Source organism: Rhodococcus sp. KBS0724 (genome assembly GCF_005938745.2).
GTDB lineage: Bacteria > Actinomycetota > Actinomycetes > Mycobacteriales > Mycobacteriaceae > Rhodococcus_F.
Window position 1 is genome coordinate 5,292,974 of the sequence record NZ_VCBX02000001.1, and the last position, 15,560, is coordinate 5,308,533.

Consider the following 15,560-nt stretch of genomic DNA (forward strand, 5'->3'; position numbering starts at 1 on the left):
ATGTGTACTCGCGGTACTCATTTTGTTGCGCGAATGACCACCAGTTGCTCGGTATCCTCATCGGCCGTAATCAACCCGCGAGATTCCAGCAGCATCCGGCGCCCCGCCAGGACCGGGCCGAAGGGAATCGACCTGCGCGCCGAGACTTCGACATGCATCCCGAATTCCTCGAGGATCGCCGCGGTCTTGTCGACTCCACAGAGCGCAGACTGGAGCAACAGCAACGTTCCACCCGGAACCACATGATCGGGCGCGCTCGACGCGATCCTGTCCAGCACGCCGCGCCCGTCTTTGCCCGCGTCCCAGGCACGCGCGATGCCCTCCGTCGGCAATGCGTCCTCCCACGCCGGGACATACGGCGGATTCGAGATGATCAGATCGAACAACTCGCCGCCCACAGCATCCGTCAGATCGCCGCGGCGTGCGTCGACGCGTTTTCGATTGACCGCAGCGTTGAGCCAGGTGTTGAGCTGTGCGCGCCGGGAAATATCAACCGCTACGACGTGCCCCGCGCCGGCGCGCCTCGCGGCCACGGACAGAGCGCCGGTTCCACTGCACAGATCGAGCACTCTGCTGGCTGCCGTCAACGGCTCAAACAGCAGTGCGTCGCTCAACAGGGATGTGTCGTGCTGCGGTGGGTACACGCCTGGCAACCGCACGATCATGATCGGCTCCTCGGTGGATGGTCAGCGTGGGGTTCTTCACTCCCCCGCCGAAGTCGGCTACCCGACCAGCCGCATCTTCACACCATCGCGGGACGTGCCAGGCGACATGGTTTACCCACTACTGCGCCTCGCCAAACACGATCGAGACATGTTTCACGGAAACATCTTTCGTTTCGCAGGTGGATCGTGAGAAGGCGCGGCTCATCTGCGGCCATATGGTTTCCTTGAAGCTCCGCGACGCCGAAAAGCGGCGTGACGCAAGGGTGAGGAAAGGATCGTCGCCGTGACCATCGACCAGGTTCTTGTAGTAGTCCCCGCCCACAATGAAGCCGTCGAACTCCCGAACTGCCTCGACGCACTGCTGGAAGCCGCGCGTCAGACCGACGTTCCCGTTCGGATCGTCACAGTCCTGGACAGCTGCTCCGACCGATCGAGCGAAGTGATCCCGAGCGGCATCGACATCATTCGAGTACAGCACCACAACGTCGGGAAATCTCGTGCCACAGGATTCTCGACGTTCGGCACCGACAGTCACAGTGCGTCCGCGTCGACATGGTTTGCCACCACCGACGCCGACTCTGCTGTCGGCCCGACATGGCTTGCGCGGCAACTCGAGTACGCGCGCGACGCGGACGTTGTTGCCGGAACAGTGCGCATCACCGACTGGGACGATCAGCCGTCGTCCGTCCAGCAACTCTACGAACAGCGGTATCACGCGCATCCGAAAGGTCGGCACGGGCACATCCACGGCGCAAACCTCGGCATCCGAGCCGACAAGTACTGGAGCGTAGGGGGATTCTCCCATCTCGAGGAAGGCGAGGACGTCGATCTGGTTCGTCGTCTCAGCGAAAACGGCGCTCGGATCGCGTGGGCGCAGGACATTGCAGTCACAACCTCGGCGCGCACGGACGGACGCACACCCGGCGGGTTTGCCGGACACATACGAGAACTCGGCACAGAGACACTGGATGTGGCGCGATGACACGACTACACAAACTTCTGAAGGAAACCGACCTCTACCTGCCCTTGCCTGGTAGCGGCGCAACCGCGACACGATGGAATGCCCTCGCCGAACTGGCTCGCGACAATGTTGTTTTCGGCAGAATGGCGGAAGCGCACACCGACGCAGTTGCGATACTGGCGGAACTGGACGGGCCGGAACCCGAACCTGGGCAACTGTGGGGTGTGTGGGCTGCTGAACCACCACAGCCCGTCGTGAATGCCTCGGAGCACGTGGGCATCTGGACGCTGACCGGACGCAAGTTGTGGTGCTCGGGCGCAAGTATCTGCACGCACGCTCTGGTGACCGCACTGATCGACGGCACACCATCGCTGTTTGCCGTTGAACTCGGGCTACCCGGCGTGCATCCCGTTCCCGGTTCGTGGAAAGCAGTCGGCATGGCCGAAAGCGATTCCAGTGCAGTGGACTTCGATGCCGTCCCGGCAATTCCCGTCGGCAATATCGGAGACTATCTGACTCGGCCAGGATTCTGGCACGGGGCAATCGGGGTGGCTGCTTGCTGGTACGGCGCCGCGTGTGGTGTCGCCGATGCATTGAGAAACACGGCAGCGCACAGCGAAGACCCTTACATCCTGGCGCATTTCGGGGCAGTTGATGCTGCGTTGACAGCCGCCCGCAACACCCTCGACGCCGCCGCAGCCGAAATCGACGACGATCCTCTCGACAAGAACGGAAAGGCACAGCAGCGGGCGCTTGCAGTACGGGCGATCGTGGAACGGGCAGCTACCGAGACCCTCGACCGAGTCGGACGCGCTCTGGGAGCAGCACCCCTGTGCCTGGACGGCGACCATGCTGCGCGCGTTGCCGATCTCACCGTCTACCTTCGGCAAAGCCATGCCGAGAAGGATCTGGCTCAGCTCGGCCGCCTGGCAGCACAAGGATCATCAACATGGTGAACTCGAAACTGTTCGCGCAGAAGCCCGTCGACGACGGTGGTACACCGGAATCCGTCTGGCAGCAGTGGCAGCGGCCATTCCCCGAACTCAACCTCTCGACGTGCACACGGCTGGTCATCGTGGCACCTCATCCGGACGACGAGATTCTGGGCCTCGGCGGAACAGCACTGATGGCAGCACGTTCGGGCATCGAGGTGCAGATAATCTCCGTCACAGACGGCGGCGCGTCGCATCCCGGTTCTCCCACCATCTCGAGAACGGAACTCGAACGGCGTCGACGGATCGAGTCCGTCCGAGCTGCCGAAGAACTCGGTATCCCCGTCCCGATCCGGTTGATGCTCCCTGACGGAGACATCCGCACGCACAGTCGTGAGCTTGCGGAGAAGCTCCGTGAGATTCTCGCTGGAGCACCGACAGGAACCTGGTGCGCCTCGACGTGGCGCGGCGACGGCCATCCCGACCATGAGGCAACCGGAACTGCGGCAGCGCAGGCATGTGCCGACACCGGTGCTCGCCTGATCGAGTACCCCGTCTGGACGTGGCATTGGGCAACTCCGGAACATCAGAGCGTTCCGTGGGATCGCCTGCACACCATCACGCTGCCCGCCGATGTGCGTCAAGCCAAAACCTCTGCGGTGCAACAGTTCACTACGCAGATTTTGCCTCTCTCGGATCATCCCGCCGATCAACCGATACTCCCGCCGCACGCCCTGACCCGGCTGCTGCGCGCCTATGAGACCGTGTTCGTATGAGTGATCCGCAACTTCCACCTGACTACTTCGACAAGATGTACGCAGCTCAGTCGGATCCGTGGGACTTCGAAACACGCTGGTACGAAAAGAGAAAATACGCCCTCACCACCGCAATGCTGCCCAAGCCCCGATACCGCCTCGCCTTCGAACCCGGATGCTCCGTCGGGGTCCTCACCGAAATGCTGGCTGATCGTTGCGATGCCGTGATTGCCACCGACATCGTGCCCTCAGCGCTCGAAACGGCCCGTCGACGACTCGCCGGACACAACGTCGAGTTCAGGGAATGGGACCTCGGCGCCGACACCTGGCCGGACGCCACCTTCGACCTCATAGTGCTCAGCGAGATCGGCTACTACCTCAGCGTCGAGAAACTCACCGAAGCGATGCGTCGTACCGTCGAACACCTCGAAACCGGTGGCACGCTTGTGTGTGCCCATTGGCGGCACATCGTACCGGAATATCCGCAGGCCGGCGATGCCGTTCACTCGGTGGTGCGGCAGACTCCCGGCTTGGCACAACTCGCGGCGTATCAAGACGAGGACGTCGTGATCGACGTGTTCGTCAAAAGCTCGCAGTCACCGCAGTCCGTGGCTGCGTCGGAAGGCCTGGTCTGACTCTTTTCAGAGAACCTTCTGCGGTACCGAAACCGCAGTGTCGGCGGCATTGCGGGCCAAGGCAACGGTGGCGGCGATCATGGCAACAACGGCGAGAACAAGAATCGCAGCCACCGTTCGATCTGCGTCGAGGTACTCACCGAGAACCACAAAACCGAGCAGCGACGCGATCACCGGCTCCATGATCGTTGTCGCCGGCAACGACGCTTGTAGATCCCCCGCTTGAAAAGCCGACTGCTGCACCGAGGTTGCAACCGCGGCAACCACGACAAGTGCATAGAACTCGAAGGACGTCAGAACGGCTGACGGTCCGAGCGTTACCAGGTGCACAACACCTTTGGTGAGCACTGCGGCAACTCCGAACAGTGAGCCGCCCGCTATTCCGAGCAGCAACGCCCTCGCCGATCCCGTACGCCGATTCGCTCCGAAAAGACAGAGCGCGATGAACGGCAGCCCGATCAGTGTGATCATGATCCAATGCTGCGTCTCCGCGCGCGGTTGCCCCGGCCTGGGATCACCGACGACCACCAGCACTGCCACCGACGTGGTGAGCGCCGCTGCCCACAACCACTCCCGCGCATTGATCGTGCGCCCACTGAATTGTGCGCCGAGTGGGAGTGCAAACAACAGGGACAGCACCAGCAGCGGCTGCACCAGCAGCAGTGAGCCCAAGCCGAGTGCCGCAGCCTGAAGCGCGTAACCCGCGATCCCGACGATCGTGCCCAGCCACCAGATCGGGCTGTGCACGAGCGTCGTGATCGGTCCGAGCGCGCCGATGGAATCATCCGGGACCACCGCTGCCGTGCGCTGGCGAACTACCGTGCCGATCGCGATGCAGACCGCTGCACCGATGGCGAACAACACTGCGAGGAAGGTGTGGGACACCTCGCTACTTTCGCACAGGATCAGTACTTCTTGCCCGGCGCCAACTCGGAATCGAGCGCAAGATCGGTATCTGCCTGCAGTTCACCGACCTCGGACTTGAGAATCCGCATCGACCGCCCCAGCCCGCGGGCCGCGTCCGGCAGCTTCTTGGAACCGAACAACACCAGCAGCACTACAGCGACGATGGCCCAGTGGGTGGGGCTGAGCGCGCCCATCAGGCGGGTTCCTTGCCTTCGGGGTACACCGCGTCGACCTCTACCTCGACCAGCCAGCCGGCAACCGGCAGTCCGGCAACTTCGAGCGCGAAGCGAGTGGGGCGAGCACTGTTTCGTTCGATCGGTGCGATGGGTGCCGCAGTTCCCATCGGAACCAACTCCGTCTCACCGGAATCGAGGTTTGTATTGGCAAAGAACTGACGGTACGCGCGATTCCATCCGGTGTAATCGGCCTTGTCCGAGCCGGGAGCGTTGTCGAGGAAGACGCGCATCGTGACAACATCTTCGAGTGTCAAGCCCTGGGCTTCGAGATTGTCACGAATCTTCTTGAGCACATTGATGCCCTGCGCTTCGGTAACCGTCACACCGGCCGGCAGTACACCACCGGAGAACTGCGAGTCGATGTACGACTCCGGCGATCCTTCGGGTGCGGCTTTGTTTCCAGCCGACGGTCCGATGCCACTGGTTTTGTAGACCGCTGTATCGCCGCCGATGGCCACACCCTGCGCGATCATCGGATTAGCCTGTCCGGCTTCGAGAACCGACTTCGAAATGAAGGAGCTGGTGGCGGTTTCCGCCTCGGCGGTATCAGACGAGCACGCTGTCGCGGTGCCGAGTAGCACGGATGCGGCAAACGCTGCGGCAACAACTTTGGTGGTGCGAGTTTTCATGGTGTCTCCTCGAAAGTGGTGGTAGGTAGTCAAGTGCTAGGCGCCCTGCGCGACCCGCTGGTGCAGGTGGGTGACAACGTCCTGCGCCGACGTGAAAGCGCCGTGCTGCCAAGCAATCGCGTTGGAGAGGTGATCACCGGCGAAGTAGATGCGGTCGACGGGCTCGAGCAGTTTTGTGTATTCGGGAGTTGCCATGCCGCCGTGCGAATCTCCCGCACCGGCCCACGATGCCCAGGCCGACTCCGAGTACTTGGTACGACGCCAGCTGCCCGAGAAGGATGAGGAGATATCGCGGGTGTACTTCTCGCCGTGGATCTCCGAGCCTTCGGCGATGGCCTTCGCGAGGCGCTGCTTGTGTGTGAGGGATTCGAAAGCCTGCTGACGCTTACCCGAGCTGTAGTACGCGACAACAATTCCGCGGTCGGAGTTGTAGTGATCGTAGGGAAACATGATCTGTGAGATATCGCGGTCGGTGTTGGATGCGCCGCCGTAGATGCGGTCTTCGGTCTCCCACCAACGACGCGAGTACTCGATACCGAGCTTGCCGGACGACGACGGCTTAGCTGCGTCCAGCGCGAGAAGGACATCGGAGGGCAGGTTGTTGTTCAGACGTTTGATCAGGTGCGGCGGAATGGTGCAGATGGCGTAGTCGGCGGTGATCGACTTTGCCTTGCCGTCCACCACGTAGTCGACGGTGACGCCCTCAGGGACGTTCTTCATGCCGCTGACCTCGGCACCGAACTCGATGTTCTCCATGCCGATCTTGTCCTGGAACTTGTAGTAGATCCGGTCCATACCGCCGACCGGGGTCATCATCGTCATGGCCTGGTCGTAGCCGAACTCGAAGGAGAACGCGCGTCCGATACCGCCCTGGATGACATCACTCATCCCGAAGGGTTCGATCTCGGTGCCGAAGTTCAAGCCGGCACCCGGCTCTACGGAATGACCTCGACGCGAGGATCCCACGTAGCGTCCATCGCTGCCCAGATCGCCGAAGTCCTTGAGGAACGACGACAGCGCTTCCTTGTCTTCCTTGGTGAGCACCTCGTCGAGAGCGCCCTGGTTGGTGGCCTTCTGCAGTAACTCGGACATGTAGCCGTAGGTGTCTGCTTTTGCTGCCCGGTACGTGATCGACTGATTGGCAAGGGGCTTGCTGCCGGTGTAGTTGACGAGCGTGTTGGCATTCTGGTTGCCGAACATCTGCAGTTCGACGCCCAACTCGCGGCAGTAGTCGATGGTGTTGTGATTCTGCGGGATTCGCGTTGCACCGAGATTGTAGAAGTGCCCCTCCGAGAACGTGCAGGTCTGAGTCTCGCCGTTGAGATCCGTCTCCTCCGTCCCGTTACGGATCGACCACACTCGTCCACCCGGGCGGGTGCGGGCTTCGAGGACGGTAACCTTGTATCCGGCCTTCTGCAGCTCGTACGCCGAACACAGACCCGCCGGGCCGCCCCCCAGGATCACAACGGAATGACTGCCCTTGACCTGTCCGATCAAGTCACCCGCTGCCGGCGCCTGAAAACGTCGCGGTGACGCCGAAGCTGCCGGTGCCAAACCGATGGAAGACATAGCTCCCAGTGCCAGGCCCGCGCCGCCGGTGATTCCCAGACTGCGCATGAAAGATCTACGTGTGTACGACATTCAAGCTCCCAAGTGTGCGCCCGGCGACCCGGGTTGTTGGTGTGGAAACAACAATGGCGGGACGATGGGTCGAGAACTTGTCACACAGGAAACAGTCCGTGGGACTCGAGTGAGAATCAGCCGCCGCACCGACAGGTGCTCTCTCAGCCGGATGCGATCAGGGGACTCACTTACGAAACTTCTCCGTTACAGAAGTGCATTAGCGTCCCGCGCATGTCCGCACTCACCGAGGCCATCGCGCGATCGTTCACCACGCGCGAGAAGCAACCAACCGCGCGCTCACCGCTGCGCGCACTCGGGCGTCGACAACTCTCGGGCGCCGAAGTTTTGGCGCAATCGGTGGCAACCACAGCACCGGCCGTCTCGATGGTTGTGCTGCCGGTCACCATGCTGACACATGGACACCTTCTGAGTGGGATGATCACGATCATTGTCGCGACCGTACTGGTCACGTTGATCGCGTTCTGCATCTCCCAATTCACCAGGAGGATGGCAGCATCGGGCGGACTCCACAGTTTTGCCTTTCGCGGGCTGGGCACCCGAGCCGCCATCACCACCGGCATCGCCATCCTCGTCAAATACGTCGGCAGTGCGGTGATGACGCTCTATCACGGTGGGCTGGCGGTGATCACGCTGCTCGGGTTTGCCGGCATACGCGTGCACGGCACATTTCAGCTGATCGCCCTGTACACCGTGCTCGCGGCTCTCATCCTTGCGTGCCTGCTCCGGAGTGTCAGATTTGCAGCACTCGCAATTCTCCTGGCCGAAAGCTGTTCCCTGCTCTTCATTGTCGTCCTCATGATGATCGGCGGAGATCAACAAGCACAGATCATTCCGTCCACCTCGGGCCACGGACTACTGATCACCGCACTCGCCGCACTCTTTGCGCTCGCCGGATTCGAGAGCGCCGCCTTCTTCGGCCCCGAAGCCCGCCGCCCACTGGTAACCGTGACGCGTACAGTCCTTTTCACCCCGATCATCTGCGGCGCCCTCTTCATCTTTGCCGGCTGGGCCGCCTGGACGGGGCGCAGCGACACCCTCGTCAACGCGTACCTGCACGGAACCTCCACCGGTGTCAGCCCTGCCGTAGTGATCGCGCTCAACATCGGAATGGGATGCTCGTGGCTCGCGTCGTCGATGGCGTCGTCGAATGCCGCGTCGCGCCTGCTCTACTCGTTCGGTGTGGAACGCCTCCTCCCCCGCGTTTTTGCACACGTGCACAGCGCGTTCCGCACACCCGACGTCGCGTTGAGCGCAGTTGTTGCCGTCGTCCTGTTCGGCGGTGGCACCTTCGCCGTGATCGGGCGAGGTGTGTTCTTCGAAGATCTCCGGCTGACGGTGCGGGCGGCGGTGATTGTCGCCTACGCACTGGTGGCGATCAGTTCCGTCGTATTCCTCACACGCATCGGCGAGGACACACCCCGCGTACTCGCCGCCGCATCCTGTGGCAGCGGTGCGGGCGCCGTGGTCCTCGGATACCTGGTGTACGCGAACATCGTTGACCACACGTACATCGCACCGATCGCAGTGCTGGTGATCCTCAGTTCGGGCACACTGTGGCAGTTCTATCTGCGTCGTCGCAGCCCGAAAAGCCTCCTGCACATCGGCGCCTTCGACCAGCCCGAAACCGAGGACGTGCTTCCCGGCGCCGGGGTTTTTGCCACCGACGCTGCCGGCAACATCGTGCTGGTGGGCGAATCCGCTGCCGGTCCGCGCTGATGGTGGGTCGACCACGAGATCTCGGCGGCCATGAACCGAGAGCAGTCCAGCGCGCATTGGCATTGCTCGAGTCCGCGGCGCAACTCGGTTCAGGCGCCACCGCCAAAGATATTGCCGCACTGGCAGGCATCCCGCCCGCCACGGCGTACCGGTTGCTCAACATCCTTGTCGCCGACGGTTACCTGGTCCGGATCGCGGATCTCTCCGGATTTGCGCTCGGCCGACGCACCCGCGAATTGGCCGGGGCCGCCGCCGAACCCACACCGGTGGACAACTCCGTACTCCTCGAAGAACTGCGCGACCAAGTGCGCTACGGCGTGTACCTCGCGTCGTACGACAAGGGAAAGGTCCGGTTGGTCGACCGCGATCCCGATCACGAGCTTTCCGGTGAACGCACTCTCGTGAGCGCGCTGCACGCCTCGGCTATCGGAAAACTGTTGTTATCTTCGCGGCCCGAACTGGCGGCCTCGCCGCTCAAGAAGATCACCGCGCACACCATCACCGACGCCGACCACCTCGAACTCGAACTCTCCCGCATCAGACGCGGTGAGCCGGCGCGGGAGGTCGACGAGATTCGCATCGGCCGCTCAGCGCTTGCCGTTCCGATCAGTGACGGCCAGAACGGTGTTGTGGGCTCGCTGGCCGCTATCGGCCCCACCGGCAGACTGTCCACCGAGGACACCGGGCTCGAGGCTTTGCTCCGCGACTACGCCGGCCGGATGGTCTCTCCATCGTTGTGCCGAGCCAGCTGACTCTCACAGCCCGAAAATTCGCTTCACGAAACCGAGGTGTTCGTCTGCCCACCCGATGAGCCCGAGCGTCTGATCTAGATTCTGAGGTGGAGTGCGCACCAGCGTGTCCCGTCTGACCAGGCGATCGAAATCGACGGCCGGAGAACCGAACTGCACACCGGCGCCGGCCATGATGTTCATCAACTCTTGGGCCAGAACCCCGTAGGCCACAGTGGTCGGATGCACCCCGTCCAAGGAGAACAAGCCACCCGACGCGCGGCCACCCAGACCGTCTGCGGCCAGGAATCGTGAATCCGGCACGGGCACAAGATCAGTCAAGGCCTTGGGCAGCGGGTAGGGCGTCCACCACGACGGTCTTGCGTTGACGTCGTCGACATATCGCCTGGATGCGACGCGCTCGAGCAACCCTGCGACGTCGAAGAGATGCCAGTCCTTGCCCACCCGGCGAGCATTCGCCACAGCCCGCTCGATCCCCGTGTTGTACAGGTCGATCGCAGTATCAACCGCCCATGCCTGCGCTCCCGTGATGTGCTGATCGCGTCGTGGATCGAAGTCGGCGTCACGCACCCATGGCCGAGCGTAGTACGGGAAATATCGTGAGCCGGTTTCGACCTTTCCGCCTAACCCGCGTGCAATCGGGGCGATTGTCACGTGCGGCACTGTGCACAGGATAACGTGCTGCGCGTTGATCTTCCGGACAGCGGCAAGCACTTCGGCGTATTCACTTGCAAAGTGGTCCGGCTGCCACACTGTGTAATCTCGTTTGCCATCCGGGTCCCGGAACTTGTCGCCGCTCCACTGCACTCGCAGATCTGTCACTGTCCGCAGCGCATTGTTCGCTCCGAGAAACACGACCAGGGTTTCGATGCACTCCTTGCCCAGTTCGGCTGCAGCGTCGAACACCGTCATCTTCTTCTCTGCATCGGACCCTCGCGGCAGCACTCGCAATGCCGTCCGCTCGCCGTTGTTCTCGACAATCTGGCTGAGCAGATCATCATGTGGTTGATGCAGTGCCGCTTCGCAACTCGCGGCAGTTTTGGTCAGAGCGTCGCGCAAGTCCCACCCGTACACCGACAGATTGTGATTGATCGCCGAGAACGTTGGTGCGACGCTACCCGGGCCTCGTTCCCAGTAGTCCTCGACCTGATCCATGAATCCGCGCGCCGCAAACAATGCCAGCGGAATCTCCCACACGTCAGTTGAGGTACCGAAACGCTCTTCCAGTGTGCGCAGCAACAATTCGATGTTGAGCGGCAGTCCACCGGGGCCGCCATAGCGAGGAAACCGGAAGTTATCGAACCAGCCGAGCTGCCACGCGATGATCGACGGATACGACAGGTCGGTGTTGAAGACGGCCCCACTCTGAAACCCTTGCGAGAGGGAGTCTCCGATCACCACCAACCGATGGCCGACCGGCCCCGCGGCCGGAACTACAGGAATCCCGAGTGTGGAATCAAACTTCGGAACACGTGGCCCTTCTGCCGCTGCAACGACCACGTCGGCTGGGGTGTCGGAAGGCAGTTCCATGGCCGATCACTTCTCGGTCTCGGAATCGGATTCCGTTTCGATCGACCTGGCCACCTCGTCGGCCCACTGCTGATTGCGGATTTCGAAATCAGCACGGTCGCGTCGGGCGATGGCTTTACCCCAAATAATGGCGATCGGTACAGCGCAGACCACCCAAAGGATCAGCCCGCCGACGACAATCCACCACATAACCTGCAATTATGCCCGATTCGAGGGAGATTCCCCACCCATGACGGCCTTACATGGTCGCTCTGCCTGCTATCGCCGACCGTAACGATTCCCGCGCCTGCGACCACCCGCCACAAACCATCCTCGTGCCGCAATGCCGAACGCCACGAATGAGAACAAATCCGACACGGTGAGGCCGTTCTCCGGAGTCAGCGTCCACAACACTTGCCCTTCGAGTGGGCCGTTGAGCAGCAACCACATCAGCGCGGCAAACGCCGTAGCAATCGCGCTGATCCGCGAAGGCTTGACCAAACACACCGTGCTGGTCACAAACAGCAGGTTCATGAAAACCATGCCGTAGAACAACGCGGTCATACGAGCGGCTTCCGTCAGCCCCGGTTGAAGTTCAGGTACGCCTTCGACGGCGTCGGACCACGCTGGCCCTGGTACTTGGAACCGGCCTCGGAACTTCCGTACGGGAACTCTGCAGCGCTCGACAGCTTGAGCAGGCAGAGCTGACCGATCTTCATTCCCGGCCACAGCGTGATCGGAAGATTCGCGACGTTCGACAGTTCCAACGTGATGTGGCCGCTGAATCCCGGATCGATGAACCCAGCAGTCGAGTGAGTCAGCAGACCCAGACGGCCCAAGCTCGACTTGCCTTCCAAACGGCCCGCAAGGTCGTTGGGCAGCGAGCACACTTCGAGCGTCGAACCGAGGACAAACTCACCCGGGTGCAGCACAAACGGCTCACCCTCAGCGGGCTCGACCAGGCTCGTCAGCTCATCCTGACGCTGCGCCGGATCGATGTGCGTGTATCGCGTGTTGTTGAAAACCCGAAACAAACCATCCAGGCGCACGTCGACGCTCGACGGTTGGACCATCGAATCGTCGAACGGGTCGATGCCCAGGCGTCCAACTGAAATTTCGGCACGGATGTCACGATCGGAGAGCAGCACAGGTAGAGGTTACCGGGTCACCACTTCAGCGCAGACCAATCACCAGGCAGATCGGACAATGCTGTGACGAACAGCTCGGGATCTTGTGTGCCGAGAAATCGAGCGCCGGTACGAGTTGCCGGGCGGGGCTCCCACACATCGGAAATGGTGTCTGATAACCTTCGGAAAGCACGTTGATCGGGGGCGAAAACCCCTCCGACCGGCTGCGACGCCGATGTAGTTCAATGGTAGAACATCAGCTTCCCAAGCTGAATACGCGGGTTCGATTCCCGTCATCGGCTCCACCAAGGGGCCAATGTTCCTCCCTGAACTGTCGACGCCACGCACTAGCCGCCAGACGCAGACACAGTGCATGGAAGAAACAAGCCTCATCCGGCCTCAGATTCGCCTGCACACCAAGATGTTTCGAGCCCTGGAATGCCGCATAGTCAGGTCCGGCTCGATCTGCTCTCAAACCACCTGAGAAATCGAAAGCCTTGGCAACGCCAAATCCGGCGACATCTTCCCTCTACGACTGCGAAACATTACGGTTAGCCGTAAGGCGGGACTTTCGGCCCTAGAATGCAATGTCAAAATTCCCATTCTGGCACCGAGAGCAGTCCGCCTACTTCGGTCCGCATCACCAATATTCATAAATACATCAGCATGAGGTATGGATATTGGAGATGCGGCGCCGAGCGGACCAATCGCGGTAATACAGTATGTTGCTACCGATTCACCAGGAAAGAGATATGACACCACCGAGTCCGACAGACGCAACAAGTTCCGATAATGCAAGCGACGACAGCGCGGATCAACGCGAGGAGACGGCCGCGGATAATGCCGAACCTGCCACTCGCGACCCGTTCTCTGCGATCAACGAGGCGTATACGGATCCCGCGCTTGTCGCCGTCTTCGAAGGGTTGCGGGCCGCTGTCAGCGGCGAGCAGTCGCACGTGTGGTCGGCGCTCAACGACAGCGCCCGGTTGCGTGCCGTCTATGACACCGGACTTCTCGAGCCCGGGCCACATCCCGAAGTCGATCAGATTGTCGGATTGACCATCGACGCGGTCGGGATCCCGAACGCTGCACTGAACATGATCACCGACGTCGAGCAAGTCAACGCCGCGATCGCCTCCCGCTCAGGCGACACCGGGGAACAACGGACCCATCCCCTCCCCGACTCACTCTGCGTCTACACAGTCGTGAGCGGTTCCCCACTCATAATCGACGACATCGCCGACCACCCGGTACTCAGGGATCATTCGGCCGCCCAAAGCGGCGTAGTGGGCGCTTACATCGGCATCCCGATCATCGACGACGCAGGTCATCCCGTAGGGACGCTGTGCGCGTGGGACAGCCAACCGCATCATTGGTCGAGTGGTGAGGTCCAGATCATGACCGACCTTGCCGACGTCGTCCAAAACGTAATCTTCGACAAATAAAAATACCGCTGCCGAGTATCTTCGATTGCTGACTGTGACGCCGAGTCGCATTCAAACCAAGCGCGAGTTGCTACGGCAAATATCGTTAGGCCCCCTATAGAATGCGATTAATGGTGAATGTACGAATTGTCTGATTAATTCGGGATTGTCGTGGATGGAGTGGGAATTGCCGCAATTGTTGGAGGTCGAGACTTCGACCGCCCCCGGAGGCCCCCCACCTACTTCTTCGAATTCTCGTAAAACATTCGGGCAGCTCATTCGGACCGATCCGCTGAGCACCATCGTCAGTGTTTCCATCGATGTGTTGTCGGCGACGATCGCGGTGGCACTCGCATGGTGGTGGGCGCTCACATCAGTTTTGGTTCATCCACCCATGTGGTGCTTCGCACTCTTTGTTCCCCTGGTCGTAATCGTCATGGGCGCGCGGTCGTTGTATCGCCGCTCGCTCAACCGCCGATTCCTCGACGAGTTCTACGGGATCCTGTCCTCTGGCTCGATCGCAGCAATGCTGCTGCTGTGCGCGCTGGTCCTGTTCGGGATCACCGATCGCCCCGGTGCTGCCGTGACCAAACTGTGGGTGTGCGCGAGCATCCTGATTCCATTCGGCCGTCTGGTTCGCGTGGTGGTCCAACGACGCCTGCAACAGAACTCCCATCTCGTGTCCCCCACGTTGGTCATCGGATCCGGACAGCTCACCCAGCACGTGATCGCTCGGATGATCGCGGCTCCTGAACACGGCATGAACCCAGTCGGAGTGCTGTCGGACGAGTCCCCCATACGCAGTGACCAGGGGACGGAGGCCGACCAGGTGCCGTACCTGGGCGCTGTTGATCGACTGGAGTCCGTCATTGCCGAAACCCAGGCCGAACGCCTGGTCATCGCATTCACGAGAGTTCACGGTGAGCTGCTGACCGGAGCGGTCCGCATCGCCCACCGCCACGGACTTCGGGTATGGGTGGTGCCACGCATGTATGAGGTGATCGGCTCGAAGAGCCTCATCGACCACATCGGCGGCATGCCCTTGTTGTCAGTGCCTCACACCAATCCCCGAGGCTGGCAGTTCCGGGTCAAACACATCAGCGACAGAATCGTCGCCGGCTGCATCCTTCTCGTGCTGTCCCCCCTCTTCCTCACCCTCATGCTCTTGGTGCGCTGGAGTTCGCCGGGACCGATATTCTTTGCTCAAGAGCGGGTGGGGCGCAACGGCCAGATCTTCGGCTGCCTCAAGTTTCGTTCGATGCGGCTACCCGATCCTGACCACGTGACGTTTGTTCCGAAAACCGGTAGCGCACCGGGCGGCGTCGAGGGAACCGATCGACGGACCCGGATCGGAAAACTTATGCGGTCGACGTCGATGGACGAACTCCCCCAGCTGCTCAATGTTCTCCGGGGTGACATGAGTCTGGTCGGACCCCGTCCCGAACGTCCAGAGTTCGTAACCCTTTTCGAGGCGCAGATCCGCCGCTACGGTGAGCGACACCGGGTCAAGGCGGGCGTCACGGGTTGGGCTCAGGTCAACGGCTTACGCGGACAGACTTCCATCGCCGACCGCGCCGAATGGGACAACTACTACATCGAGAACTGGTCTCTGTGGCTGGATATCAAGATTTTGATGCTGACCGTGCTGGCAGTTTTCAAACAGGCCGAATGA

At 61.5% G+C, this 15,560-nt stretch carries 17 protein-coding genes and 1 tRNA gene; 9 read left to right on the forward strand and 9 right to left on the reverse strand.

From position 1 onward, the window contains the following. Positions 1–17: 17 nt before the first annotated feature. Positions 18–665, reverse strand: a complete 648-nt coding sequence (locus tag FFI94_RS24260; RefSeq protein WP_138870060.1) for a HemK2/MTQ2 family protein methyltransferase — start codon at positions 663–665, stop codon at positions 18–20. 283 nt (positions 666–948) lie between these two features. On the opposite strand from FFI94_RS24260, the gene FFI94_RS24265 reads away from it, so the two are divergent. Genes FFI94_RS24265 through FFI94_RS24280 form a run of 4 tightly spaced genes read left to right on the forward strand, consistent with a single transcriptional unit; the run spans position 949 to position 3,948 of the window. After that, positions 949–1,647: a glycosyltransferase family 2 protein gene (locus FFI94_RS24265; protein ID WP_138870062.1), complete on the forward strand. Its 699-nt coding sequence runs from the start codon at positions 949–951 to the stop codon at positions 1,645–1,647. Next, positions 1,644–2,582: an acyl-CoA dehydrogenase gene (locus FFI94_RS24270; protein WP_138870063.1), complete on the forward strand. Its 939-nt coding sequence runs from the start codon at positions 1,644–1,646 to the stop codon at positions 2,580–2,582. Before FFI94_RS24265 ends, FFI94_RS24270 begins: the two co-directional genes overlap by 4 nt. Next, positions 2,576–3,334: a PIG-L deacetylase family protein gene (locus FFI94_RS24275; RefSeq protein WP_138870064.1), complete on the forward strand. Its 759-nt coding sequence runs from the start codon at positions 2,576–2,578 to the stop codon at positions 3,332–3,334. Before FFI94_RS24270 ends, FFI94_RS24275 begins: the two co-directional genes overlap by 7 nt. Beyond that, positions 3,331–3,948, forward strand: coding sequence for a class I SAM-dependent methyltransferase (locus tag FFI94_RS24280; protein WP_138870065.1), 618 nt, complete (start codon positions 3,331–3,333; stop codon positions 3,946–3,948). The genes FFI94_RS24275 and FFI94_RS24280 overlap by 4 nt, the downstream gene beginning before the upstream one ends. Positions 3,949–3,954: 6 nt before the next feature. Here the strand turns inward: FFI94_RS24280 and FFI94_RS24285 are convergent, their stop codons facing one another. Genes FFI94_RS24285 through FFI94_RS24300 form a run of 4 tightly spaced genes read right to left on the reverse strand, consistent with a single transcriptional unit; the run spans position 3,955 to position 7,336 of the window. Continuing rightward, a complete protein-coding gene (locus FFI94_RS24285; protein WP_138870066.1) occupies positions 3,955–4,833 on the reverse strand; it encodes a DMT family transporter in 879 nt (292 codons plus the stop codon). A gap of 20 nt (positions 4,834–4,853) precedes the next feature. Then, the gene (gene tatA / locus FFI94_RS24290; RefSeq protein WP_138870067.1) at positions 4,854–5,048 is read right to left on the reverse strand and encodes a Sec-independent protein translocase subunit TatA; all 195 of its coding nucleotides are present in this window, start codon (positions 5,046–5,048) and stop codon (positions 4,854–4,856) included. Continuing rightward, positions 5,048–5,719: a Rid family hydrolase gene (locus tag FFI94_RS24295; RefSeq protein ID WP_138870068.1), complete on the reverse strand. Its 672-nt coding sequence runs from the start codon at positions 5,717–5,719 to the stop codon at positions 5,048–5,050. The genes tatA and FFI94_RS24295 overlap by 1 nt, the downstream gene beginning before the upstream one ends. Before the next feature lie 36 nt (positions 5,720–5,755). Continuing rightward, positions 5,756–7,336 (reverse strand): FAD-dependent oxidoreductase, encoded by a 1,581-nt coding sequence (locus tag FFI94_RS24300; protein WP_138873380.1) that lies wholly within the window; start codon positions 7,334–7,336, stop codon positions 5,756–5,758. A gap of 237 nt (positions 7,337–7,573) precedes the next feature. Here FFI94_RS24300 and FFI94_RS24305 point away from each other — a divergent pair, with 237 nt between their 5' ends. Together FFI94_RS24305 and FFI94_RS24310 are read left to right on the forward strand one after the other, a co-directional pair. Continuing rightward, positions 7,574–9,079, forward strand: a complete 1,506-nt coding sequence (locus tag FFI94_RS24305) for an APC family permease (RefSeq protein ID WP_138870069.1) — start codon at positions 7,574–7,576, stop codon at positions 9,077–9,079. Continuing rightward, positions 9,079–9,831 (forward strand): IclR family transcriptional regulator, encoded by a 753-nt coding sequence (locus tag FFI94_RS24310; RefSeq protein ID WP_138870070.1) that lies wholly within the window; start codon positions 9,079–9,081, stop codon positions 9,829–9,831. The genes FFI94_RS24305 and FFI94_RS24310 overlap by 1 nt, the downstream gene beginning before the upstream one ends. A 3-nt stretch (positions 9,832–9,834) precedes the next feature. On the opposite strand, the gene FFI94_RS24315 is transcribed toward FFI94_RS24310, so the two are convergent. The 4 genes from FFI94_RS24315 to dcd all read right to left on the reverse strand — a co-directional run bounded on the left by FFI94_RS24315 (position 9,835) and on the right by dcd (position 12,485). Next, the gene (locus FFI94_RS24315) at positions 9,835–11,358 is read right to left on the reverse strand and encodes a hypothetical protein (RefSeq protein WP_138870071.1); all 1,524 of its coding nucleotides are present in this window, start codon (positions 11,356–11,358) and stop codon (positions 9,835–9,837) included. Between the two features lie 6 nt (positions 11,359–11,364). Next, a complete protein-coding gene (locus FFI94_RS24320; protein ID WP_138870072.1) occupies positions 11,365–11,547 on the reverse strand; it encodes a hypothetical protein in 183 nt (60 codons plus the stop codon). A gap of 69 nt (positions 11,548–11,616) precedes the next feature. After that, complete coding sequence (locus FFI94_RS24325; protein WP_138870073.1) at positions 11,617–11,901, reverse strand: hypothetical protein; 285 nt, start codon at positions 11,899–11,901, stop codon at positions 11,617–11,619. A 14-nt stretch (positions 11,902–11,915) separates the two neighbouring features. Next, on the reverse strand, positions 11,916–12,485 hold the full coding sequence (dcd, locus tag FFI94_RS24330; protein ID WP_095886886.1) for a dCTP deaminase: 570 nt from the start codon (positions 12,483–12,485) through the stop codon (positions 11,916–11,918). Positions 12,486–12,695: 210 nt separating this feature from the next. Here dcd and FFI94_RS24335 point away from each other — a divergent pair. The 3 genes from FFI94_RS24335 (at position 12,696) to FFI94_RS24345 (ending at position 15,560) form a co-directional block, all read left to right on the forward strand. After that, positions 12,696–12,769, forward strand: a tRNA-Gly gene (locus FFI94_RS24335). 447 nt (positions 12,770–13,216) lie between these two features. Further along, positions 13,217–13,909 carry a GAF domain-containing protein gene (locus FFI94_RS24340; RefSeq protein WP_185993306.1) on the forward strand — a complete coding sequence of 231 codons (693 nt, stop codon included), beginning with the start codon at positions 13,217–13,219 and terminating at the stop codon, positions 13,907–13,909. 154 nt (positions 13,910–14,063) lie between these two features. Then, positions 14,064–15,560 carry a sugar transferase gene (locus FFI94_RS24345; protein ID WP_260684274.1) on the forward strand — a complete coding sequence of 499 codons (1,497 nt, stop codon included), beginning with the start codon at positions 14,064–14,066 and terminating at the stop codon, positions 15,558–15,560.

Excerpts from the sequence above, each read along its gene's own strand:
- FFI94_RS24260 (WP_138870060.1), bottom strand. The coding sequence starts at position 665 with ATGATCGTGCGGTTGCCAGGCGTGTACCCACCGCAGCACGACACATCC.
- FFI94_RS24270 (WP_138870063.1), top strand. The coding sequence starts at position 1,644 with ATGACACGACTACACAAACTTCTGAAGGAAACCGACCTCTACCTGCCC.
- FFI94_RS24275 (WP_138870064.1), top strand. The coding sequence starts at position 2,576 with ATGGTGAACTCGAAACTGTTCGCGCAGAAGCCCGTCGACGACGGTGGT.
- FFI94_RS24280 (WP_138870065.1), top strand. The coding sequence starts at position 3,331 with ATGAGTGATCCGCAACTTCCACCTGACTACTTCGACAAGATGTACGCA.
- tatA (WP_138870067.1), bottom strand. The coding sequence starts at position 5,048 with ATGGGCGCGCTCAGCCCCACCCACTGGGCCATCGTCGCTGTAGTGCTG.
- FFI94_RS24295 (WP_138870068.1), bottom strand. The coding sequence starts at position 5,719 with ATGAAAACTCGCACCACCAAAGTTGTTGCCGCAGCGTTTGCCGCATCC.
- FFI94_RS24300 (WP_138873380.1), bottom strand. The coding sequence starts at position 7,336 with ATGCGCAGTCTGGGAATCACCGGCGGCGCGGGCCTGGCACTGGGAGCT.
- FFI94_RS24305 (WP_138870069.1), top strand. The coding sequence starts at position 7,574 with ATGTCCGCACTCACCGAGGCCATCGCGCGATCGTTCACCACGCGCGAG.
- FFI94_RS24310 (WP_138870070.1), top strand. The coding sequence starts at position 9,079 with ATGGTGGGTCGACCACGAGATCTCGGCGGCCATGAACCGAGAGCAGTC.
- FFI94_RS24315 (WP_138870071.1), bottom strand. The coding sequence starts at position 11,358 with ATGGAACTGCCTTCCGACACCCCAGCCGACGTGGTCGTTGCAGCGGCA.
- FFI94_RS24320 (WP_138870072.1), bottom strand. The coding sequence starts at position 11,547 with ATGTGGTGGATTGTCGTCGGCGGGCTGATCCTTTGGGTGGTCTGCGCT.
- FFI94_RS24325 (WP_138870073.1), bottom strand. The coding sequence starts at position 11,901 with ATGACCGCGTTGTTCTACGGCATGGTTTTCATGAACCTGCTGTTTGTG.
- FFI94_RS24340 (WP_185993306.1), top strand. The coding sequence starts at position 13,217 with ATGACACCACCGAGTCCGACAGACGCAACAAGTTCCGATAATGCAAGC.
- FFI94_RS24345 (WP_260684274.1), top strand. The coding sequence starts at position 14,064 with ATGGAGTGGGAATTGCCGCAATTGTTGGAGGTCGAGACTTCGACCGCC.